Source organism: Streptomyces sp. NPDC005263 (assembly GCF_042872365.1).
Taxonomy (GTDB): domain Bacteria; phylum Actinomycetota; class Actinomycetes; order Streptomycetales; family Streptomycetaceae; genus Streptomyces.
In genome coordinates this window covers 89,609-109,658 of sequence record NZ_JBIAKJ010000010.1, presented here as the reverse complement: position 1 = coordinate 109,658, position 20,050 = coordinate 89,609, and the positions used below count along the sequence as shown (strand labels likewise).

General features: G+C 70.8%; 15 protein-coding genes. 5 read left to right on the top strand and 10 right to left on the bottom strand.

The annotated features are described in order from the left end of the window. Positions 1-527: 527 nt before the first annotated feature. On the bottom strand, positions 528-3,080 hold the full coding sequence (locus ACFYRY_RS35205; RefSeq protein WP_389155135.1) for a discoidin domain-containing protein: 2,553 nt from the start codon (positions 3,078-3,080) through the stop codon (positions 528-530). Between the two features lie 237 nt (positions 3,081-3,317). Next, positions 3,318-5,801: an alpha-L-arabinofuranosidase C-terminal domain-containing protein gene (locus ACFYRY_RS35200; protein WP_389155132.1), complete on the bottom strand. Its 2,484-nt coding sequence runs from the start codon at positions 5,799-5,801 to the stop codon at positions 3,318-3,320. 171 nt (positions 5,802-5,972) lie between these two features. Between ACFYRY_RS35200 and ACFYRY_RS35195 the strand changes: the two genes are divergently transcribed. Further along, a complete protein-coding gene (locus ACFYRY_RS35195) occupies positions 5,973-6,416 on the top strand; it encodes a DUF6314 family protein (protein ID WP_389155129.1) in 444 nt (147 codons plus the stop codon). Here the strand turns inward: ACFYRY_RS35195 and ACFYRY_RS35190 are convergent. Together ACFYRY_RS35190 and ACFYRY_RS35185 are read right to left on the bottom strand one after the other, a co-directional pair. Continuing rightward, entirely contained in the window at positions 6,398-6,991 is a 594-nt protein-coding gene (locus ACFYRY_RS35190) for a histidine phosphatase family protein (protein WP_389155126.1), read from the bottom strand. The two genes, ACFYRY_RS35195 and ACFYRY_RS35190, sit on opposite strands and share 19 nt — an antisense overlap. 41 nt (positions 6,992-7,032) lie before the next feature. Continuing rightward, a complete protein-coding gene (locus tag ACFYRY_RS35185; protein WP_389155123.1) occupies positions 7,033-8,529 on the bottom strand; it encodes a PLP-dependent aminotransferase family protein in 1,497 nt (498 codons plus the stop codon). Here ACFYRY_RS35185 and ACFYRY_RS35180 point away from each other — a divergent pair. Together ACFYRY_RS35180 and ACFYRY_RS35175 are read left to right on the top strand one after the other, a co-directional pair. Beyond that, positions 8,528-9,445 (top strand): DMT family transporter, encoded by a 918-nt coding sequence (locus ACFYRY_RS35180; protein WP_389155120.1) that lies wholly within the window; start codon positions 8,528-8,530, stop codon positions 9,443-9,445. The genes ACFYRY_RS35185 and ACFYRY_RS35180 overlap by 2 nt on opposite strands. Before the next feature lie 91 nt (positions 9,446-9,536). Continuing rightward, positions 9,537-9,731 carry a DUF1918 domain-containing protein gene (locus tag ACFYRY_RS35175; RefSeq protein WP_389155117.1) on the top strand — a complete coding sequence of 65 codons (195 nt, stop codon included), beginning with the start codon at positions 9,537-9,539 and terminating at the stop codon, positions 9,729-9,731. A gap of 13 nt (positions 9,732-9,744) precedes the next feature. Here the strand turns inward: ACFYRY_RS35175 and ACFYRY_RS35170 are convergent, their stop codons facing one another. Next, positions 9,745-10,965, bottom strand: coding sequence for a glycoside hydrolase family 10 protein (locus ACFYRY_RS35170; RefSeq protein ID WP_389155114.1), 1,221 nt, complete (start codon positions 10,963-10,965; stop codon positions 9,745-9,747). Positions 10,966-11,136: 171 nt separating this feature from the next. Between ACFYRY_RS35170 and ACFYRY_RS35165 the strand changes: the two genes are divergently transcribed. Continuing rightward, positions 11,137-12,012 carry a 3-hydroxybutyryl-CoA dehydrogenase gene (locus tag ACFYRY_RS35165; RefSeq protein ID WP_389155111.1) on the top strand — a complete coding sequence of 292 codons (876 nt, stop codon included), beginning with the start codon at positions 11,137-11,139 and terminating at the stop codon, positions 12,010-12,012. 181 nt (positions 12,013-12,193) lie between these two features. Then, on the top strand, positions 12,194-12,451 hold the full coding sequence (locus ACFYRY_RS35160; protein ID WP_389155108.1) for a hypothetical protein: 258 nt from the start codon (positions 12,194-12,196) through the stop codon (positions 12,449-12,451). Between the two features lie 26 nt (positions 12,452-12,477). Here the strand turns inward: ACFYRY_RS35160 and ACFYRY_RS35155 are convergent, their stop codons facing one another. From ACFYRY_RS35155 to ACFYRY_RS35135, 5 genes are all read right to left on the bottom strand, one after another. Next, positions 12,478-13,023, bottom strand: a complete 546-nt coding sequence (locus tag ACFYRY_RS35155; RefSeq protein WP_389155105.1) for an NUDIX hydrolase — start codon at positions 13,021-13,023, stop codon at positions 12,478-12,480. 76 nt (positions 13,024-13,099) lie between these two features. After that, on the bottom strand, positions 13,100-14,440 hold the full coding sequence (locus ACFYRY_RS35150; RefSeq protein ID WP_389155102.1) for a transcriptional regulator: 1,341 nt from the start codon (positions 14,438-14,440) through the stop codon (positions 13,100-13,102). Positions 14,441-15,087: 647 nt separating this feature from the next. Continuing rightward, on the bottom strand, positions 15,088-17,598 hold the full coding sequence (gene pheT, locus ACFYRY_RS35145; protein WP_389155099.1) for a phenylalanine--tRNA ligase subunit beta: 2,511 nt from the start codon (positions 17,596-17,598) through the stop codon (positions 15,088-15,090). Further along, complete coding sequence (gene pheS / locus ACFYRY_RS35140; RefSeq protein ID WP_389155096.1) at positions 17,598-18,719, bottom strand: phenylalanine--tRNA ligase subunit alpha; 1,122 nt, start codon at positions 18,717-18,719, stop codon at positions 17,598-17,600. Before pheS ends, pheT begins: the two co-directional genes overlap by 1 nt. A 140-nt stretch (positions 18,720-18,859) precedes the next feature. Then, entirely contained in the window at positions 18,860-19,996 is a 1,137-nt protein-coding gene (locus ACFYRY_RS35135; RefSeq protein WP_389155093.1) for an ATP-binding protein, read from the bottom strand. Positions 19,997-20,050 lie beyond the last annotated feature (54 nt).

Below are 20,050 nucleotides of genomic sequence, written 5' to 3'. Positions count from 1 at the left end.
CCTGCGGGATCGACGATCGAAGACCGTGGGAGCGGGAACCTTGCGCGGTCGGGTCCCTCAGTAACGCGCCGACCATTGAAGTATGACCGTAATTCTATTGGAGGGCAAGCTACGCATTGAAACGCGTCGGCATCGATGTCGGCAGTGGACCGGCCTGCCGGAGGTCTCGGCTCCTTACCTCCTGAGCGGGATTCGCTGCGTCACCGCCCGCGGGCTGCCCGGCCATGGACGCCGCCGCATTTCGACGCTCCAGCGCGTCGCCGGCGCATCACAGGCGTGCCCGCAGCTGGGAGACGAGCCAAGCTCCGATGGTGCACTCGCCGCACACATGGGCTGAGGCCACCGCGCCCCTCACCCTCATTTTACTGCTGACCACTACGAGACTGCGCGACATGGGAGCCGGGCGGGGAAGGGATCGGGGACGGTGCCCGGCCTGTGTAGCCAGGCACCGTCCCCGACACTCGAGTCTCCTGAAGTGACCTTTCTCGGTCACGGTGACCACACGGCCGGGCCCGGTGCGCCGGTTCTCACTTTCCGTAGACGGAGGCCTCGTAGAGCCCGCGGGACCAGTCGGCGTCCTTGCCGTGCGCGAGGTCGAACGACTTGTACACGTCGAGCTTGACGTACCGGTACGAGCCGGTCAGCTCGTGGATCTGGTGGCCGACCCGGTTGTTCTCGGTGTTGTCGACGAGTTCCGTCCAGCGTTGTCCGTCGGTGCTGGCGGAGACGGTGTAGCGGTGGACGTTGTCCGAGCCGCCGACCGTCTTGAACGAGAGCCCGATCCAGGCCAGCTTGTGGCGCCCGCCGAGGTCGACCTGCCAGGAGAAGGGGAGCCCGGCGCTCTTGTAGTACTGCTCCGTGTCGTCGTAGACGCTGACGTCCGAGTCCTTGCCGTCATTGGCCTCGGTGGCGTCGTAGTGCCGGTAGATCCCGGTCTTCTCCTGTTCGGGGGTGGTCTCCCAGTCGCTCTGGCTCTCGGTGGGCGCGCCGACCGCGGCACGGACCTTGGGCGAGGCGGTCACCGGCTTGTTCAGGGAGAGCAGCTTCCAGTCCGGCTGCTTGACCTTGCCGTTCTTGACGTCGAGGTCGAGTCGCGGGGTGGGCTGGAGTCTCATCAGACCCTTGCCGCCGTTGCCGCTGTCGCTGATGGTCAGGGGCATGGCCACATAGGTCGACTTCAGCAGGAGGTCCGGGCGCCAGCGGTCGCCGATGTACACGTAGCTCGGCTTGCTGTCGGTACCGATGTTGAGGATCTTGGTGGGCTGGGAACCGTAGGTGGTGTTGTCACCGACGAGCTGCAGGGAGCTCCACGCCTTCTGGCCGTTGCGGTAGCCGTACGCGTCCCGCGGCTCGCCGAAGCCCGCGTCCAGGTCCTCGGTACGCCCGTACTGGGACTGGTTGGGGTACCAGCCGGACTGGTAGGACGTCATGAGGTAGACGTACCTGCCGTTCCTGCCGCCGTTGCGGACGAGGGCGGGAGCCTCGCGGTGCTCGCCGACGTACATGTCGTACTCCTTGTCGGGCACCACGTCCGTGAAGGAGTCGTTCAGCTTCCACACCCGCATGTAGATGTGGTCCTGCGCGGTGACGAGGTAGGCCTCGCCGGTCTTCTCGTCCTGGTGGACGGTGAGGTCGCGTGAGCCGTACCCGATGTTGTCGCCCTTCTGGGCGGGGGCCGGGTCCTGGCCGTCCATGGTGTAGTACGTCTCCGCGCCGTAGGAGGGGGAGTAGATCCGCAACTCCTTGTAGCCGAAGGTGCCGTACGTGCCGGGGACACGGTTGATGACCGGCGCGAACACCGGCACGTCCGAGGCGTTCTCGGCCACCTGGTACGTCACCGACGTGACCGCGCTGGCCTTGCCGTCCTTCTCGGTGACCGCCTTGACGACGGTCCGCTTGCCGGGGGCGCCCGCCAGGGAGATCCGCATCCCGTCGCGGTATCGGCGGCGCTGGGTGTTGTCCGGGGCGGCCGGGTCGGACCCGTCCGTCGTGACGTACGAGACCGAGTCGGCGGTCGCACTGGTGACGAAGGCGACGTCCTGGCTGTTGACCAGCACCACCGACGGGTCGGAGGACTCCTTCAGCGTGGGAGACACCACCGGCGCCACCAGCTGGTCGTGGGAGGTCCCCGGATCACCGATCGTGTACCGGGCGGTCATCGTGTCGGACGCCGTGTCCGTCGGGTAGCGCACGATGTAGCCGCTCGTGGAGACGTTGTAGTCCTTCGCGTAGCGGTCGTACGCCGACGTGTCGAAGCCGGTCATCCGGACCGCCTTGGCCTTCACGGTCGTGTCGTGGGTGATGTCGTTCAACTGGTACGTCCACGAGTTGCCGGCCTGGCTCGTGCCGTAGTCGTCGTCACCGACGTAACCGAGCTTCTCGGGGGTGCGGGCGTCCGGGGCCTTGTACTGGAGGATCTTCGCCGGATAGTCGGCCTGCACGGGCTTGTAGGCGTGCTGCTTGTTCGCGGTGTCCTTCGCCGAGGTGTCGAAGTCCTCGACCGGCTGACCGACGCGGTCGCCCATCGCCTCCGCTGCGGCGTTCCCCGCACCGGGGCGGAAATGGCCCTTCGAGGTGATCGTGTACGGGCCGTCGATGGTGCTGGAGGTCGCCACGAGGACCTCCGAGGCGGAGTAGTCCGCGGCCATCTCCCAGTGACCCCACAGCACGTACTTCTTCGTCTTCTCGTTGTAGAGCAGCTTCGGGCGCTCCACCTTCGCGTGGGTGAGGATCTTGTTGCCCCGGGTGTCCTCGGAGTCCACCGTGAGGATCTGCTTGACCTTCTCCCAGTTCTCCAGGTCCTTGGACTTGTACAGATTGAGTCCGTTGAACCGGGCGTTGCCCTGGGACTTGTCCTCCCCCACCCAGTAGTAGGTGTCTCCTCGCTTGAGGAAGCCCCCACCGTGGGCCTCGACGGGGTCGCCGTCGGTGTCGTAGTACGTCTGACCGTTCGGGATGGCGTCGTACCGCGGACGCGAGGCGGAGCTCCCGAACGCGGAGGCCCCCGCGACGGTGGGAAGCAGGCCGGTCAGCAAGGCGGCGGTCACCACCACGGCCGCCGCCCTTCCAGGTCTGGGCATGTCTGAGTCAGATCCCCTCTGTCGTGTCGTGCGGCGCGAACAGATCGGTCGGTGCCCGGACGTCGTCCGTCGAGGCATGTTTACGCAAACATGTGTCGCGAGCATGGCACTGCGGGCGGTACCGGACAAGGGGATGAACGTCAGTTGCTCTTCTGAACCGTGCGCGTGCTCGGTGTCGTCGCCGTCACCCTCGGGTGTGGGCCGCTGCCGCCGGACAGCGGCCCACACCGGGGCCTGCTACCTCTGCTTGATCCGAAGGAACGTGACCGAGTTGGCCGGGAAGGTGTACGTGAACCTGTCGGCCACCCCCGAGAAGGTGGACGACACCGGCGCCACCGTCGTGGACGTCTCCGTGTTCACCGCGTCCGGGGCCGCGGCCAGCGTGGTGACCTTCGCCTCGGACGCGACCTTCGTGCCGCCCAGGTCGATCGCCGTACGGGCCGCCGAGGACTGGGCGTTGACGACCTTGACGATCAGGTCACCGCTCTTCTTGTCCTTGGTGACGACCTGGCGGAACGGCTCGGCGGGCTTGTCGTCGGTGAAGCTGCCCCACTCCTTGCCGTCGAGGTAGAGGGTGACCTGACGGCCCCGCACCTTGATGTCGATGTCGTAGGCGCGGCCCGTCTCGACCGAGCCGGGCTTGGACATCAGCGTCGACTTGCCGCCGTCCACGGCCTGCTCCACGGCGGACTGGGTGTTGTTCCAGCCGCCCAGGTTCCACCAGTAGAAGTTGCCGGTGTCCTTGACGCCGAAGGCGACGAGGAAGCCCTCCTTGCCGGACTTCTTGGTGGCCTTCGCGTGCAGGTCGTAGTCGTGCCAGCCGGCGTCCCCGGCCGAGACCATGGTGTTCTCGGCGGCGGTGTCCGTCTGCACGTACTGACCGTCCTGGACGCTCCAGCTGCCGCCGCCGGTGTGGTTCCACTGGGCGGCGTCCCCGGAGAAGTCGTCCGTGAGCAGCGTCTTCCCGTCGGCGTCGGTGACCAACACGTCGTCGTACGCCGCACTGGTCGCCCAGGTCGACAGGCCGACGGCGCCGGTGATCGGGGCGAGCAGGGACGGTGTCCCAGTGGCCTTCGACGGCACCACCCGGTCGCCGACGTTGTTCATGAACAGCTTCTGGACCTCGTAGTTGGCGGAGTTCCAGGAGGCGTGGTTGTTGAACCACACCAGGTCCGGGCGCCACTGGACGTAGTCCTCGTTGGCGAACAGCGGGGCGTAGGAGGCGAGTTTCACGACGTCGGCGTTGCGTTCCAGGCCGGTCATGTAGGCCGCTTCGGCGAGGCCGTTCTTGAAGGCGTTGCCCTGTGAGGCGTACTCGCCGAGGAAGACCTTGGGGCCCTTCCTGTCGTAGGAGTCGTAGCGGTTGTTGTTCTGCAGGAACCACTGCGGACTGTTGTAGTAGTGCTCGTCGACCATGGCGACGTTCGCGTCCCGGTTCAGCTGCCAGGCGGTGTCGAACGTCGAACCCGTGTCGTCCGGGCCGGAGTTGGAGATCACGGTGATGCCGGGGTACTTCGCCTCGATGGCGGCGCGGAACTGCTTGAATCGGGCGAAGAACTCGTCGGGGAGGTTCTCCTCGTTGCCGACCTCCAGGTGCGTGAGGTGGAACGGCTTGGGGTGCCCCATCCGCGCGCGCTTCTTGCCCCAGGTCGAGGTCACCGGGCCGTTGGCGAACTCGATGAGGTCGAGGGTGTCCTGGATGTGCCGCTTGAGCAGCGCCTCGTCGTCGACGGCCCGGTTCTGGCCGCAGCCGGTCACCAGCGCCGGGACCACGGGCAGCGGCATCGCGCCGATGTCCTCCGCGAAGCGGAAGTACTCGTAGTAGCCGAGGCCGTAACTCTGGTTGTAGCCCCAGAAGTTGGCGTTGGTGGCCCGTTGCTCGACCGGGCCGATGGTGTCCTTCCACTGGTAGGAGCGCTTGCGCTGGTAGCCGGAGGCCTCGCTGTAGTCCTCCATGGAGCCGGTGTTGACCAGGCAGCCGCCGGGGAAACGCACGAAGCCCGGGTGCAGGGCGGCGACCTTCTCGGCGAGGTCCTTGCGCAGGCCGTTCGGCTCGTTGCGGTAGGTGTCACGCGGGAACAGCGACACCATGTCCAGGGCCGCGTCGGCCGAGGAGGCGACGGTGAGGCGGCCGACGGAGCTGGTGCGGGTCGCGGTGAACGTGGCGGTGTACTTGGCCCAGCCGCTCTTGCGTACGGCCACCTTGCGGGCGGTGGCCAGGGATCCGTCCGCGTCCTGGAGGCTGACGGTCAGGGTGGTGCCGGCGTCGGCGCGGGCCCACACCGAGAAGTCGTACCTCTTGCCCTCGGCCACGTGGACGCCGGTGTTGTAGCCGGCGTTGGTGACGGACGAACCGGCGTTCAGGGAGAGGTAGGTGCGGTTGCGCTCGTTGAGCCGGCCGCCGTCGTCCACGGCCTTCGCGGTGCCGTCGACCGTCCAGGAGGTGAGGGGCGTGTACGAGGAGTTGTCGGCGGCGGAGTACTCGAAGGACCGGTTCTGCACGAGTTCGGCGTACAGGCCGCCGTCCGCGGCGCGGTTGATGTCCTCGAAGAAGACGCCGTACATCGTGTCGTCGATCGTCGCGCCCTTGGTGGCGGGGTCGACGGTGATCGCGTAGTCGGTGACATCCTCGGCGTGGGCGGATGCGGGGACCAGACCGGCCGCCACCAGGAAGGCGGTGGCCGTGAGACCGAGTCTCCAGCGGGTGCTGGTGCGTGACATGGATACTCCGCGGCTCAAGTGGGGGCAACCCCACGTCATTCGAAATACCGGACAATGATCAGCACTTCGAACGGCAAGATAGAGAGGGGAGTTCAGGAGGTCAACGGGTCGCGCGGTACCGAAAGTGTCGGAAGAGTCGGAAGAGTCGGGAGAGTCGGAAGGGAGGAACGGGTGGGCGAGTTCTGGCCGGTACCGGACCTGCTGGCGTATCTCGCCGGGAGCTGGCGGGTGGAACGCTCGGTGCGGGATCTGGCGGGCGGCGACGAGGGGCACTTCGGCGGTACGACCACGTTCGGCCGGCTGGACGACGGTGGGCTGCTGCACCAGGAGAGGGGCACCTTCACCTGGCGGGGTGTCCCTCGCCCCGCGGAGCGCACCCTTCTCTTCCTGCCCGGCGGTTCACCGGGAGCCGTCGACGTCCGCTTCGCCGACGGCCGCCCCTTCCACGACCTGGACCTGACCGCGGGGCGCCATGTCGCCGACCACCCCTGCTCGGCCGATCTCTACCGGGGCGAGTTCACCGTCCGCGACCAGGACCACTGGCGAACCGTGTGGCGGGTCCGCGGGCCCGCCAAGGACCTCGTCCTGACCACCGACTACGCCCGCGAGGGCTGAGCCTTCACCCCGTCGAAGCGGAGGTTCCAACGGCCCATCCGGCCGATGACGGCGGTCGTCGACAGCGGCCGTACGTCGATGTTCCAGTACGTCGAGGGCGGCGCCTTCAGGGCGTAGACGATCGCGGCCCGGATCACCGAGGGTTCGGCCACGGCGACGATCCGGCCGGCGTCCTCGACGGGACGGGTGTCGAGCCAGTTCCCGACCCGCGAGATGAACGCCAGCAGCGACTCGCCGCCGTGCGGGGTGGCCCGCGGGTCGGCCAGCCAGGCGTCCACAGCCTCCGGCTGGCGGGCCATCGCCTCGCCCAGGGTCAGCCCGCGCCACCGGCCCATGTCGCAGTCCCGCAGGGCGAGTTGCACCAGCGGCGCGTAACCGAGGGCGTCCCCGGTGGCGCGGCTGCGCGGGGTCGGCGAACAGTAGCGCAGCTCGGCCGCCGCGAGCGGGAGCAGATCCTGGACGACGCGCTGCACCTCGTCCCAGCCGGCCCGGTCCAGCGGACGGTCGTCCTCGAAGCGCTCCGCGAGCAACGGGGAACTGCGAGCCGCGGCGACGAACGTGACCCGAAGATGCATGCGGCGATGGTGAGCCCCGCGCGTGCAAGGGTCAATAGGCATCAGTCGTGAGGTGTGCGGGCCGCCCGCGGGGCGTGGCCGGGGGTCACCTCGTCGCAGGCAGCGCGAAGACGTCGTACGCCCTCCGCGATCTCCCCCGCTCCCGCCACCGCCGCGAAGCTCAGGCGGACATGTCCGGCGGACGGCTCGGCGCTGAAGTACGGGCGGCCGGGGGTGATCGCGACGCCCGCCCGCATTGCGGCCGCCGTCAGGGCCCACTCCGCGCCGGAGCCGAACGCCGGGGAGGTGCCCCCGTCGGGCAGCCGCAGCCAGAGGTGGTAGCCGCCCGAGGGGATGTGCGGGAGGGAGAGTTCGGGCAGGTTGAGCCGCAGGGCGGCGGTCATGACGTCCCGTCGCGCCTTCAGCTCCGCCGAGACCGCCCGCAGATGGCGGGGCCAGGCCGGCGAGCCGACCAGTTCGAGTGCCGCCTCCTGCAGCGGCCTCGGTACGAAGAAGCTGTCGACGACCTGGATGGCGCGCAGCCGTTCCAGGACCGGGCCGTGCGCGGCGAGCGCGCTGACCCGGAAGCTCGGCGAGGTCGCCTTGGTGAGCGAGCCGACGTGCACGACGACTCCGTCGGGGTCGTCGGCGGCGAGCGGACGCGGCACCGGACCGGCGTCCTCGTGCACCAGCCGCCGTACGAAGTCGTCCTCCACGACGAACGCGCCGGCCGCGCGCGCGATGCCCAGCACCTCCCCGCGCCGTTCGGGCGCGAGCACCGCGCCGGTCGGGTTCTGGAACAACGGCTGGCAGACGAAGACCCGGGCGCCGGTGGCCCGGAACGCGTCGGCGAGCAGGGACGGCCGTACCCCGTCCGCGTCGACCGGCACCGGGACGGGCCGCAGGCCGGCCGCGCGGGCGATGGCCAGCATGCCCGGATAGGTGGGCGACTCGACCAGCACCGGCGCACCCGGCGGGGCGAGGGCGCGCAGGGCGGTGGTCAGTGCGGCCTGGCCGCCCGAACTGATCAGCACCTCCGCCGCCGTGAGGCCGCCGATGCCGCGCGCGAACCACTCCCGCAGCTCGGGCAGCCCCTCCATGGGCGGCCGCCCCCACGCGCCCGGCCGGCGTGCCGCGCGCGCCAGGGCCGCGGACATCGCGCGTTCCGGTTGCAGCGAGGGATGGAGGTAGCCGCCGTTGAACTCGATCACCTCGGGCGGCGGCGCTGCCAGCGAGACCAGGACGCCGGACGCGTCCACCGACCGGGGTACGAGGTCGGCGGCGCCGTCCGCGCTCAGCGCCACCTCCTGCCAGGAGGTGTCCCCGGCCGTCGCGGCGGCAATCGTCCGCGGCGAGGCCCGGAACGCGCCGGCGCCCGGCCTGGTGACGACCAGGCCCTCGGCGGCCAGCTGCGCGAGCGCCCGCGACACGGTCACCGGGCTCACCCGGAACCGCTCCACCAGTGCGCGGCTCGACGGGAGCTTTCCACCCGGAGAGTAGCGGTCCAACTCCCTTCGCAGCCGTTCCGCCAGTTCACCCACGCTGCTACGCTCTTGCATGAGAGTACAGAGTAGCGCTACCGCGCCGACCCGGATAGCGGTCACCACTCCGGCCAAGCCGCCGGTCACCGGCACCCTGCTGGCCGCCCTCGGCGTCGTCGCCTTCTCCCTCACCTTCCCCGCCACCGCCTGGGGCCTGGAGGGCTTCGGCCCGTGGACGCTCGTCGCCCTGCGCAGCGTGCTCGCGGCGCTCGTGGCGGGTGGGTGCCTGCTGGCCCTGCGGGTGCCGCTGCCGGACCGCCGGCACCGGCCGGGGCTGGCTGTCGTCGGCGCCGGGGTCGTGGTGGGCTTCCCGCTGCTGACCACCCTGGCACTCCAGACGTCCACCACCGCGCACGCCGCCGTGGTGGTCGGCCTGCTCCCGCTGACCACCGCGCTGCTGTCCGCGCTGCGGTTCGGTACCCGTCCCTCCCGCGCCTTCTGGGCGGCGGCGCTCGCGGGCGCCGCCGCGGTGGTCGCGTTCACCGTGCAGCAGAGCGGCGGCGCCCTCACCACCGCCGATCTGTACCTGTTCGGGGCGCTGCTGGTGTGCGCGGCCGGTTACACCGAGGGCGGCCGGCTGGCCCGGGTGATGCCGGGCTGGCAGGTCATCGGCTGGGCGCTGGTGCTGTGCCTGCCGCTCACCGTGCCGGTCGCCGCGGTGGCGCTGGCGTACGAGCCCATCCGGCTGACGGCGCACAGCGTCACCGGGCTGCTGTGGGTCGCGGCGGGCTCGCAGTTCCTCGGCCTGGTCGTCTGGTACCGGGGCATGGCGGCCGTCGGCATCCCCCGGGCCAGCCAGTTGCAGTTGGCCCAGCCGCTGCTCACACTGGTGTGGTCGGTGCTGCTGCTGGGCGAGCACCTGACGGTGGCCGCCCCACTGACGGCCGCGGCGGTGCTGGTGTGCATCGCGGTCACCCAGCGGGCCCGGAGCTGAGCGGCGCGCACGCGCCGGTCTCGACCGGGCCCGGCGCCGTGGCCCCAGGGCCACGGACGCTGCTCCCGCACCAGGTGAGGAGGCCCGACAGATGCATGCAACCGTGGGCGACCAGCTTGTCCAGCACGGCAGGGTGGTCGGACAGCAGGACAAGGTCGGCGAGATCGTCGAAGTGATGGGCCCCGAGGGCAACCCCCCGTACCGCGTCCGCTTCCAGGACGGTCACGAGGGCGTGTGCTCACCCGGCCCCGACACCGAGATCCGGCACCGGGAAACCCACCGGTGACTCAGGGGTCCTTTCAGCGCGGGGGCTTCGCCGGCCGCTGGTAGTGGTCGGCGACCACCCGCGCCATCGCCCCGATGCGGTCCGCCGCGACCTCCTTGGCCGCGAAGAAGACGTGCCCGCGTGCCTGCGGGTGAGTCCGGGCGAGAGTCAGGTGCCGGGACAGCTCGGCCGGGTCCTGCCAGGCCGCGGGCTGGGCCGGATCACCGGCCTTGTAGAGCGCCTCCCCCAGGTACAGCTTGGTCCTGCTGCCCTTCGCCACCTCGGCCCACCAGCGCAGCAGTTCGGCGTAGTCGGCGGCGGCGAAGCCGACGTTCCAGTAGAGCTGCGGGACGAGGTAGTCGATCCAGCCCTCACGCACCCAGGTGCGGGTGTCCGCGTGCAGGTCGTCGTAGGTCTGCACGCCCGCCCGGGTGTCCGAGCCCAGCGGGTCGGTGTCGGAGTTGCGCCACACCCCGAAGGGGCTGACGCCGAAGCGGGCGGCGGGGCGGGTGCTCCTGACCCGGGCCGCCGTCTCCCGCACCAGCCTGTCGATGTTGTCGCGCCGCCAGGCGGCCCGGTTCGGGAAGGCGCCGCCGTGGCGGTCGTAGGCCGCGTCGTCGTCGAAGGTCTGGCCCGCCACCGGGTACGGGTAGAAGTAGTCGTCGAAGTGCACGGCGTCCACCGGGTACCTGCGCACCGCGTCCAGCATGGCGTCCTGCACGAAGGCGCGGACCTCGGGCAGCCCGGGGTTGTAGTAGAGCTTCCCGCCGTACGGCACCACCCACTCCGGGTGCTTGCGGGCGGGGTGGGAGGCGACCAGCTTGGTGACGTCCGTGTGGTTGGCGACGCGGTACGGGTTGAACCAGGCGTGGAGTTCCAGACCCCGCGCGTGCGCCTCCTCGACCGCCGTGCCGAGCGGGTCCCAGCCCGGGTCCCGGCCCTGGGTGCCGGTGAGGTACTGCGACCAGGGCTCATGGGGCGAGGGCCACAGCGCGTCGGCCGTCGGACGCACCTGGAACACCACGGTGTTCAGGCGGGCCCCGACGGCCCGGTCCAGATGCGCGAGCAGTTCGGTCCGCTGCCGGTCCGCCGGCAGTCCCGGCCGCGAGGGCCAGTCGCGGTTGCTCACCGTCGCCACCCAGACCCCGCGCATCTCGGTGCCGGCCCGGCGCCGCGGCGCGGCCGTCGCACCCGAGGCCGAGGTGAGCGTCGACAACGCGGCCAGCGCGAACCCCCGACGTGACAGTCGCCCCACCCGGACACCCCCATACACCGCGGATCCGTGCGGTCACGGATCGTCTCCGGGCCCCAGGATGCCCGTACCCCCGCGATCGATCATCGATACTTGGGAGTAACGTGCACGAACGGAGCAGGCACCGGACAGGCGGCGATCCTGCCACAGCCGTAGATCAGCGAAAGGGACGATGTGACGGACATCCCGGCGGGAGACATCACGCGGGTCGGCGTGGTCGGCTGCGGTCAGATGGGAGCGGGCATCGCCGAGGTGAGCGCCCGCTCCGGCCTCGACGTGAAGGTCGCCGAGACCACCGGCGAGGCCCTGGAGATCGGCCGGACGCGGCTGTTCAACTCCCTGGCCAAGGCCGCCGAGCGCGGCAAGATCACCGAGGAGGAGCTGGCGGCGACGCAGGCGCGGCTGAGCTTCACCACCGACCTCGGCGAGTTCGCCGACCGTGATCTGGTGATCGAGGCCGTCGTCGAGAACGAGCAGGTCAAGACGGAGATCTTCCAGGTCCTTGACCAGGTCGTGACCCGGCCGGACGCCATCCTCGCCTCCAACACCTCCTCCATCCCGCTGGTGAAGCTGGCGGTCGCCACCGCACGTCCCGACCACGTCATCGGCGTGCACTTCTTCAACCCGGCGCCGGTGCAGCAGCTGGTCGAGCTGATCCCCGCGCTCACCACCTCCGAGGGCACCCTCAGCCGCGCCCAGGCCTTCGCCGAGAAGGTGCTCGGCAAGCACGCGATCCGCGCCCAGGACCGCTCCGGCTTCGTGGTGAACGCGCTGCTGATCCCGTACCTCCTGTCCGCGATCCGGATGTTCGAGTCCGGCATCGCCAGCCGCGAGGACATCGACAACGGCATGGAGCTCGGCTGTGCCCACCCGATGGGCCCGCTGAAGCTGTCCGACCTGATCGGCCTGGACACGGTCGCCTCGGTCGCGTACTCGATGTACGAGGAGTACAAGGAGCCGCTGTACGCCGCTCCCCCGCTGCTCCAGCGCATGGTCGACGCGGGCCGGCTGGGCCGGAAGTCCGGGTCGGGCTTCTACACCTACGGCTGACTACGCACGGTGGCCGGAAAGGGCCCGGCACTCTTCGGAGCGCCGGGCCCGTGGCATTCACACACCGTGTGCGCGCCGGGCCCGCATATGCCTGTCGCACACTCTCCCCACCTGCCCACCAGGCGAGTTGACTCTCCATGCGCATGCAAGGGATGTGACGACTACGGAAAGGAGCGGACTCGTGACCGCCGACCCCGAGCATCCCGTGGTTCATGGAGAACTCGCAGAGTTACGCCGTCGCCTCGACGTCGCCTACGCGCGTGTCGAGGGAGGGCTCGCCCTGCTCAGCCACCGCACCGAGGAGACCGACAAGGAGGTCGACGACCTGAACTCCCGGGTGGTCGCCCTGGAGCACGCCCGCTGGCCGCTGCCCGCGGTCGCGGTACTCACCGCCGTGGGCGCGCTCGTCGTGACGATATGGCAGGCCCTGGGGCGCTAGGTGCGTTTCCGGGACGCGTGGGGGATTCAGGGCATGGCGTCCTGGCCGAGCCTCAGATGATGCAGCAGTAGTAACGCGGCCGCCATGTTGGCGGCCGGGACCTCCCCTCGGGCGACCATGTCGGGGACGAGCTTGAGGGGAACCCATTCCCTGCGGTCCGACTCGAAGTCGTCCACGGGGTGTCCGACGTACTCGCCCTCGTCCGTCCAGTAGATGTGGTGCCGGGCGTCGGTCAGTCCGTTGGACGGCTCCACGCTCATCAGGTGGCGCAGGGGCCCCGGCCGCCAGCCGGTCTCCTCCTCGAGTTCCCTGGCGGCCGCGTACGCGATGTCCTCGCCGTCCTCGACGACGCCCGCCGCGAGTTCCCATCCCCAGCTGTCGGTGATGAAGCGGTGACGCCACAGGAGGAGCACCTCGTTGGCGTCGTTGACCACCGTGGCCACCGCGACGGGCCGCAGTCGGATGAGGAAGTGGTCCAGGCGCCGCCCGTCCGGCAGCTCCACATCTGCCAGGTTGACGGTGAACCAGCGGTTTTCATACACAGTTTGTTCGCTCTGCTTCGTCCACTGCACGGTTCTGCCACCTTCCGTCGAGTAAGTGGCAATATCGCAGCAGGGACTAGGAAGTGCCGGTGCTCAGATGGCCGGTCTACAGCGGTACGCGCAGTGCCCCGTCGATGAGTTCGGCTGCCTCGGACGTACCCGCGCAGCCGCTGCGCACCAGGTGTTCGCGCACCGCTCTGAGTCTGTCGCGCAGGCGCTGGGACTCCATCCCCCGGGCCTGCTCGGCCATCTGCACCGCCGTGGCCACCGCCTTGTCGGCGTTGCCCCGGCGCAGCTCGATCGTGCTGAGCATGGCGAGCCGGTGCACCCGCCCGCGGTCGTGGGCCGGGTTGTCCACGGCCGCCGCGGCGTGCTCCCACGCCGCCGCGAGTTCGCCGAGGCTGAGCAGGGCTTCCGCCACCTGGACGTTGACGAGTCCCGGCTGGACATAGCCCGTCTCGTCGGGCTCGTGTCCGCGCCGGATGCGTTCGGCGGCCTGCTCGGCCCGCCGGATGCAGGACAGCGCGCTGCTGCCGTCACCGAGGTGGGCGTAGGCCTTCGCCTGCATCGCGTACAGGTCGGAGGCGAGCGCCGGGGTGATGTGCTTGCCGGCGGCGCGCAACGCGGCCTCCGCGAAGGCCACGGCCTGTCGGTACTCCCGCATGAACAACGACTGGTTGACCAGGAGCGCGATCACATAGGCGCCCAGCCCCCGGTCCCCGCTGGCCTTCGCCAGCCTGAGCGCCTGGTGGAAGTAGCGCTGGGCGAGCCCGTGCGCGTCGGAGTCGTAGGCGCAGATCCCGGCGACCGCGACCAACCCGCCGGTGGCACGGTGCAGTTGGCGGCCCCTCTCGTCGGTGTAGCTGCCGCGCAGCAGTGGTGCGGCCTCGGCGTTGAGGAAACCGACGATCCGGGTGCGGGTCGCGACGCCGCCCGCCTTGCGGTACATCTGCTCGTAGTGGGCGCGGGCGGCGCGCAGCATCTCGATGTCGGCGGAGGTCACCCGGTGCCGGCCGCCGCGCGAGACGTCGACGTCCTCGGGCGGGTTCTCCCACTCCCACACGGGCATGACCGCGGGTGTGCCGGTCACCGCGGGCGCGCCCAGGACGTGCGGGCGCTGCTGCTCGTCGCAGCGCCACAGGGCGGTGGCCCGCTCGACGAAGCCGGACAGGGAGGTGCCGTGCGGTGCGGCGGGTTCACCGGGGACGCCGAGGCCGATGTCGTCGAGGGTGACGGGGCGTTGCAGCCGGGCCGCGAGCACCTCGCAGATCAGGTCGGGCACCTGGCCGCGGGGCCGCTGCCCCTTCAACCACCGGGCCACCGCGGTGTGTTCGTAGCGCAGGGTCAGGCTCCGGGTCCGGCCCGCCTGGTTCACGTGGGCGGCGAGACCCGCGTGGGAGATCCCCGCCTCGTCCAGGATCGCGTCGAGCAGAGTGTTGGGCTGCATGGGAGGCCCCCCGGTGGCTCAGTGCCGTCAGAGTAGTGGTTGCGCCTTCACACGGGGTGTGAACGGAGTACTCGAATCCGTAGCGTGTGCGCACTGTCGCTCAGAGTTTCCGGCCGGTTGACTGAAATACCTCGCAAGAGGCCGGCCGGGCCGCCGGCTCTCCCCCTCGTACAGTGCGGCGGCCCGATCCCGCGCCGTCCGCCCAGCTGCCTGCCCGACACTCCGTGGCGGGGCGGACGGCTCCGCCGGTTCGCTGCGCTGGCCTACGCCGGGTACTGATCGCCGTCGCGGTTGCGGTGCGTTGTCGGGCGCGGGTGCGTCGGGGCTGGTCGCGCAGTTCCCCGCGCCCCTGGGCGGCATCGGGGTGATCCGGCGTCACGGAGCGCGGGTATGGCCATGTCGGCCGCCGGTGCGGTGCGTTGTTGAGCGCGGGTGCGTGGGGGCCGGTCGCGCAGTTCCCCGCGCCCCTGGGCGGCATTGGTCTGATCCGGCGTCAAGGAGGGCGGGTACGGCCATGTCGCCCGCTGGTGCGGTGCGTTGTCGGACGCCGGTGCGTGGGGGCTGGGCGCGCAGTTCCCCGCGCCCCTGAACAGAATCGGACCGGCCTCGAGAGGCCGGTCCGATTCTGTTGGCGGGTTGGACGGCGATCAGCCGCGCAGCACTGCCCCTGTCCGCTCGCCCGCGAGGGCCACCGCGGTGTCCCTGGCCGCTGATGCCTCGTCCACGGTCAGCGTCCGGTCGGCCGCCCGGAACCGCAGGGCGTACGCGAGTGACTTGCGTCCCTCGCCGAGCTGCTCGTCGTTCTCGTACACGTCGAACAGCCGGATCGCCTCCAGCAGTTCACCGGCCCCCTCACGCAACGCGGCCTCGACCTCGGCGGACGGCACGTCCCGCGGGACGACCAGGGCGACGTCCTGCGTCGCGACCGGGAACGTGGAGATGCTGGGCGCCTGCAACGTCGCGGTGCCGGCCAGCTCCAGCGCGTCCAGGTCGAGTTCCATCGCGGAGGTGCGCGCGGGAAGTCCGAGCGCCTTCAGTACGCGGGGGTGCAGCTCGCCCGCGTGCCCCACGATCCGCTCGCCGCCCTCGCCGGTCACCACCAGCTCGGCGCAGCGGCCCGGATGCCACGGCCCGTACTGCCCACCGCGGACGACCAGTTCGGCCCCGGCCTCCCGGGCGACGGTGCGCGCCGCCTCGACCGCGTCGGCCCAGTCCGCCGGACGGCCCTTGCCCCACCAGCCGGCCTGCTCGCGGGCGCCCGCGAGGACAACGGCGACATGGCGCGGCTGCTCGGGCAGCGCGGCGTTCAGCTCGGCGATCTCCTCGACGGTGGGACGCCGGTCGACCGGCAGGGCGGCGGCGACCCGCTGCTCCTCACGCGGCTGGAAGACCAGACCGGTCTCGAACAGCGCGAGGTCGTGCGAGCCGCGGCCGTCGTTGCGTCGCAGGGCGGCCAGCAGGCCCGGCAGCAGCGTCGTACGGAGCGCGGGCTCCTCGTCGTTGAGCGGGTTGACCAGTTTGACGACGCGGCGGGCCGGGTCGTCGGCCGCGAGGCCGAGCTGGTCGAAGACCTGCTCGTTGACGAAGGGGTAGTTCGGCGCCTCGACATACCCGGATCCGGCCAGGGCCCGGCCGACGCGGCGGTGCAGCCGCTGCCGGTGGGTGAGGCCACGGCCCGCGGGGGGCCTGGGCAGGGTGGAGGGCAGGTTCTCGTAGCCCTCCAGGCGGATGACCTCCTCCGCCAGGTCGTTGGGGCGGCGCAGGTCGGGGCGCCAGGACGGCACGGTGACGATCAGCTCGTCCTGCCCGTACACGTCGCAGCCGACCTCCTGCAGCCGGCGTACGACGATCTCGCGGCCGTACTCGACGCCCGCGACCTTGTCGGGGTGGTCGGCCGGGAGGGTGATGGTGTGCGGCCCGGACGGGGCGATCACCTCGGTGACACCGGCCTCGGCGGTGCCGCCGGCGAGCAGCACGAGGAGGTCGACGGTGCGCTGCGCGGCGGCGGAGGCGGCCTGCGGGTCCACCCCGCGTTCGAAGCGGCGCGACGCCTCGGAGGACAGCTTGTGGCGGCGGGCCGTGCGCGCGATGGAGACGGCGTCGAAGTGCGCGGCCTCGATCACGACGTCGGTGGTGCCCTCGGATTCCTGGTGGTCGGCGATCTCCGTGTTGGCGCCGCCCATCACACCGGCCAGCCCGATCGGGCCGCGGTCGTCCACGATGACCAGGTCCTCGGCGTGCAGGGTGCGGGTGGTGCCGTCGAGGGTGACGATCTTCTCGCCCTCCTCGGCCCGGCGCACGCCGATGGTGCCCTGGACCAGCCCGCGGTCGTAGGCGTGCAGCGGCTGGCCCAGCTCCATCATCACGTAGTTGGTGACGTCGACGGCAAGGGAGATCGGACGCATGCCGACCTTCTGCAGCCTGCGCTGGAGCCAGATCGGGGAGCGGGCCTCCGGGCTCAGGCCGGTCACCGTACGCGCGGTGAAGCGGTCGCAGCCCATCGGGTCCGAGACACGCACCGGGTAGCCGAACGCGTTCGGCGCGGGGACGTCGAGCAGGGCCGGGTCGCTCAGCGGCAGACCGTAGGCGATGGCGGCCTCGCGGGCGACACCGCGGATCGACAGGCAGTCGCCGCGGTTGGCGGTGACGGCGATGTCGAGGACCTCGTCGACCAGTTCGAGGAGCTCGATGGCGTCCTTGCCGACCTCGGTCTCCGGCGGCAGCACGATGATGCCGTGGCTGCCGTCGTCGCCCATGCCCAGCTCGTCGCCGGAGCAGATCATGCCGTGGGAGGTCTTGCCGTACGTCTTGCGCGCGGAGATCGAGAAGCCGCCCGGGAGCGTGGCGCCGGGCAGCACCACGACGACCTTGTCGCCGACGGCGAAGTTGCGGGCGCCGCAGACGATCTCCTGCGGCTCACCGGTGCCGTTGGCCTGACCGACGTCGACGGTGCAGAAGCGGATCGGCTTCTTGAAGCCCTCCAGCTCCTCGATGGTCAGCACCTGGCCGACCACCAGGGGACCCTTCAGGTCGGCGCCGAGGTGCTCGACGGTCTCGACCTCGAGACCCGCGGAAACGAGCTTGGCCTGGACGTCACGGCCGGTTTCGGTCGCCGGCAGGTCGACGTACTCCCGCAGCCAGGAAAGCGGGACGCGCATCAGATCTCCATCCCGAACGGCCGGGTGAACCGGACGTCACCCTCGACCATGTCTCGCATGTCTTCGACGTTGTGGCGGAACATCAGCATCCGCTCGATGCCGAACCCGAAGGCGAATCCGCTGTACTTCTCGGGGTCGACGCCGCAGGCGGTGAGCACCCGCGGGTTGACCATGCCGCAGCCGCCGAGCTCGATCCAGCCCTCGGACGAGCAGGTGCGGCAGGGCCGGTCGGGGTTGCCGACGGACTCGCCGCGGCAGACGTAGCAGACCATGTCCATCTCGGCGGACGGCTCGGTGAACGGGAAGAAGTTGGGCCGCAGCCGGGTCTTCATGCCCTCGCCGAACAGGGACTGGACCATGTGGTCCAGGGTGCCCTTGAGGTCGGCCATGGTCAGGCCCTCGTCCACGGCGAGCAGCTCGACCTGGTGGAAGACGGGCGTGTGGGTGGCGTCCAGCTCGTCGGTGCGGTAGACGCGGCCGGGGCAGATCACGTACACCGGCAGCTCACGGTCGAGCAGCGAGCGGATCTGCACGGGCGAGGTGTGGGTGCGCAGCACGACGCCGGAGTCGGCGCCGCCCTGGGGGCCCTGCACGAAGAAGGTGTCGGCCTCACCGCGGGCCGGGTGGTCCGGGCCGATGTTCAGGGCGTCGAAGTTGAACCACTCGGCCTCGACCTGCGGGCCCTCGGCGACCTCGTAGCCCATGGCCACGAAGATGTCCTCGATGCGCTCCGACAGGGTGGTGAGCGGGTGGCGGGCGCCGGCCGGTACGCGGTCGTACGGCAGTGTGACGTCCACCGCCTCCTCGACCAGCACGCGCTGGTCCCGCTCGGCCTCCAGCTCGGCCTGGCGGGCGGCGAGGGCCTTGTTCACCGCGCCGCGGGCCTGGCCGACGAGCTTGCCGGCGGCGGCCTTGGCGTGCGGGGGCAGGGCGCCGATCTCGCGGTTGGCGAGGGCCAGCGGGGAGGTGCCGCCGGTGTGGGCGACCTTGGCCTCCTGGAGTGCGTCGAGGGAACCCGCGGCGGCGAAGGCGGCGAGCGCCTCGTCCCGCGTGCGCTCGATCTGTTCCGGTTTCAAGGCCTCGACCTCTACCGGGTCGTACGACTTATTCGGTGCCGACATCTCTTCCCGTGCTTCCGATTGGCTGGCTGAAGGTCCCCGTCGCCGACTCACTCAGAGGTCGGAGGGCCGTCCCATGGGACACAAAGGTGCCAGAGGCCGAGTCTAACGGGGTACGGATGGGCGGATACGCCCGCGGGCGCTCAGGTCAGATAGGCCGGAGCGCTCACGGGCAACGTAAATCGGAACTCGGCGCCGCCGCCGGGCGCGCGGCCGACCGTGATGGTGCCGCCGTGGACCTCGACGATGCCCTTGACGATGTAGAGCCCGAGGCCGGTGCCACCGCGCTTGCTGCCCCGCCAGAAGCGGGTGAAGACGCGGTTCATGGACTCCTCCGGGATGCCGGACCCCTCGTCGCTCACCGTGACCGACGTGCCGGTGTCCTCGCCCTCTCGGGGGGACGCCGCGGGCGTGATGTCAATCGTGACGGTTCCCTCGCCGTGGCGCACCGCGTTTTCCAGCAGGTTGCTGAGTACCTGGTCGATCTTGTCGGGGTCGGCCCACAGGTCGGGCAGCGGCTGTTCGAGACGCAGCAGGAACCGGTCGGCGGGCAGCCCGGCGGCGACGTAGGCCTGGATGTGCCGGCCGACGGCGGCGCCGATGTCGACGGGCTGGCGACGCAGTTCCAGACGCCCGGAGTCGATCCGGGAGATGTCCAGGAGTTCGGCGATGAGCCGGGTGACCCGGTCGGCGTCCGCGTCGACGGTCTCCAGCATCAGCCGCTTCTGGTCGTCGGTGAACCTCTCCCACTTGGCCAGGAGGGTGGCGGTGAAGCCCTTGACGGAGGTGAGCGGGGAACGCAGCTCGTGGGCGACGGTGGCGATCAGCTCGGCGTGGCTGCGTTCGGTGCGGCGGCGGGCCTCGGTGTCGCGGAGGGACACGACGACACGGCGGACGGGCCCGGTGGGCGCGGTGCGGACGTAGCGCGCGGAGACGAGGACCTCACGGCCGCCGGGCAGGAGGAGGTTGCGCTCGGGCTGACGGACCCGGATGGCGAGCCCGCCGTACGGGTCGGTCACCTGCCACCAGCGGCGTCCCTCCAGGTCCTCTAAGGGGAGGGCTTTGTCCAGTCGCTGTCCGAGGGCGTCGGCGGCGGGGACGGCGGTGATGCGTTCGGCGGCGGCGTTGAAGCAGATCACGAGCCCGTGCTCGTCGGCGACGACCAGGCCGTCGGGCAGCTGGTCGGGGTCGATGCCGAGCTCGGCGAGATCACCGGGCCGGGCCGCGGACGGGTGCCGCGCGTCCCGCGCCCCCGGTGCGCTGCTCGTGCCGACGCTCATCCCCGTAACCCACCTCTCAGACGGCCGCTCAGCTGGCGCGTTGGGCCCCCGAGC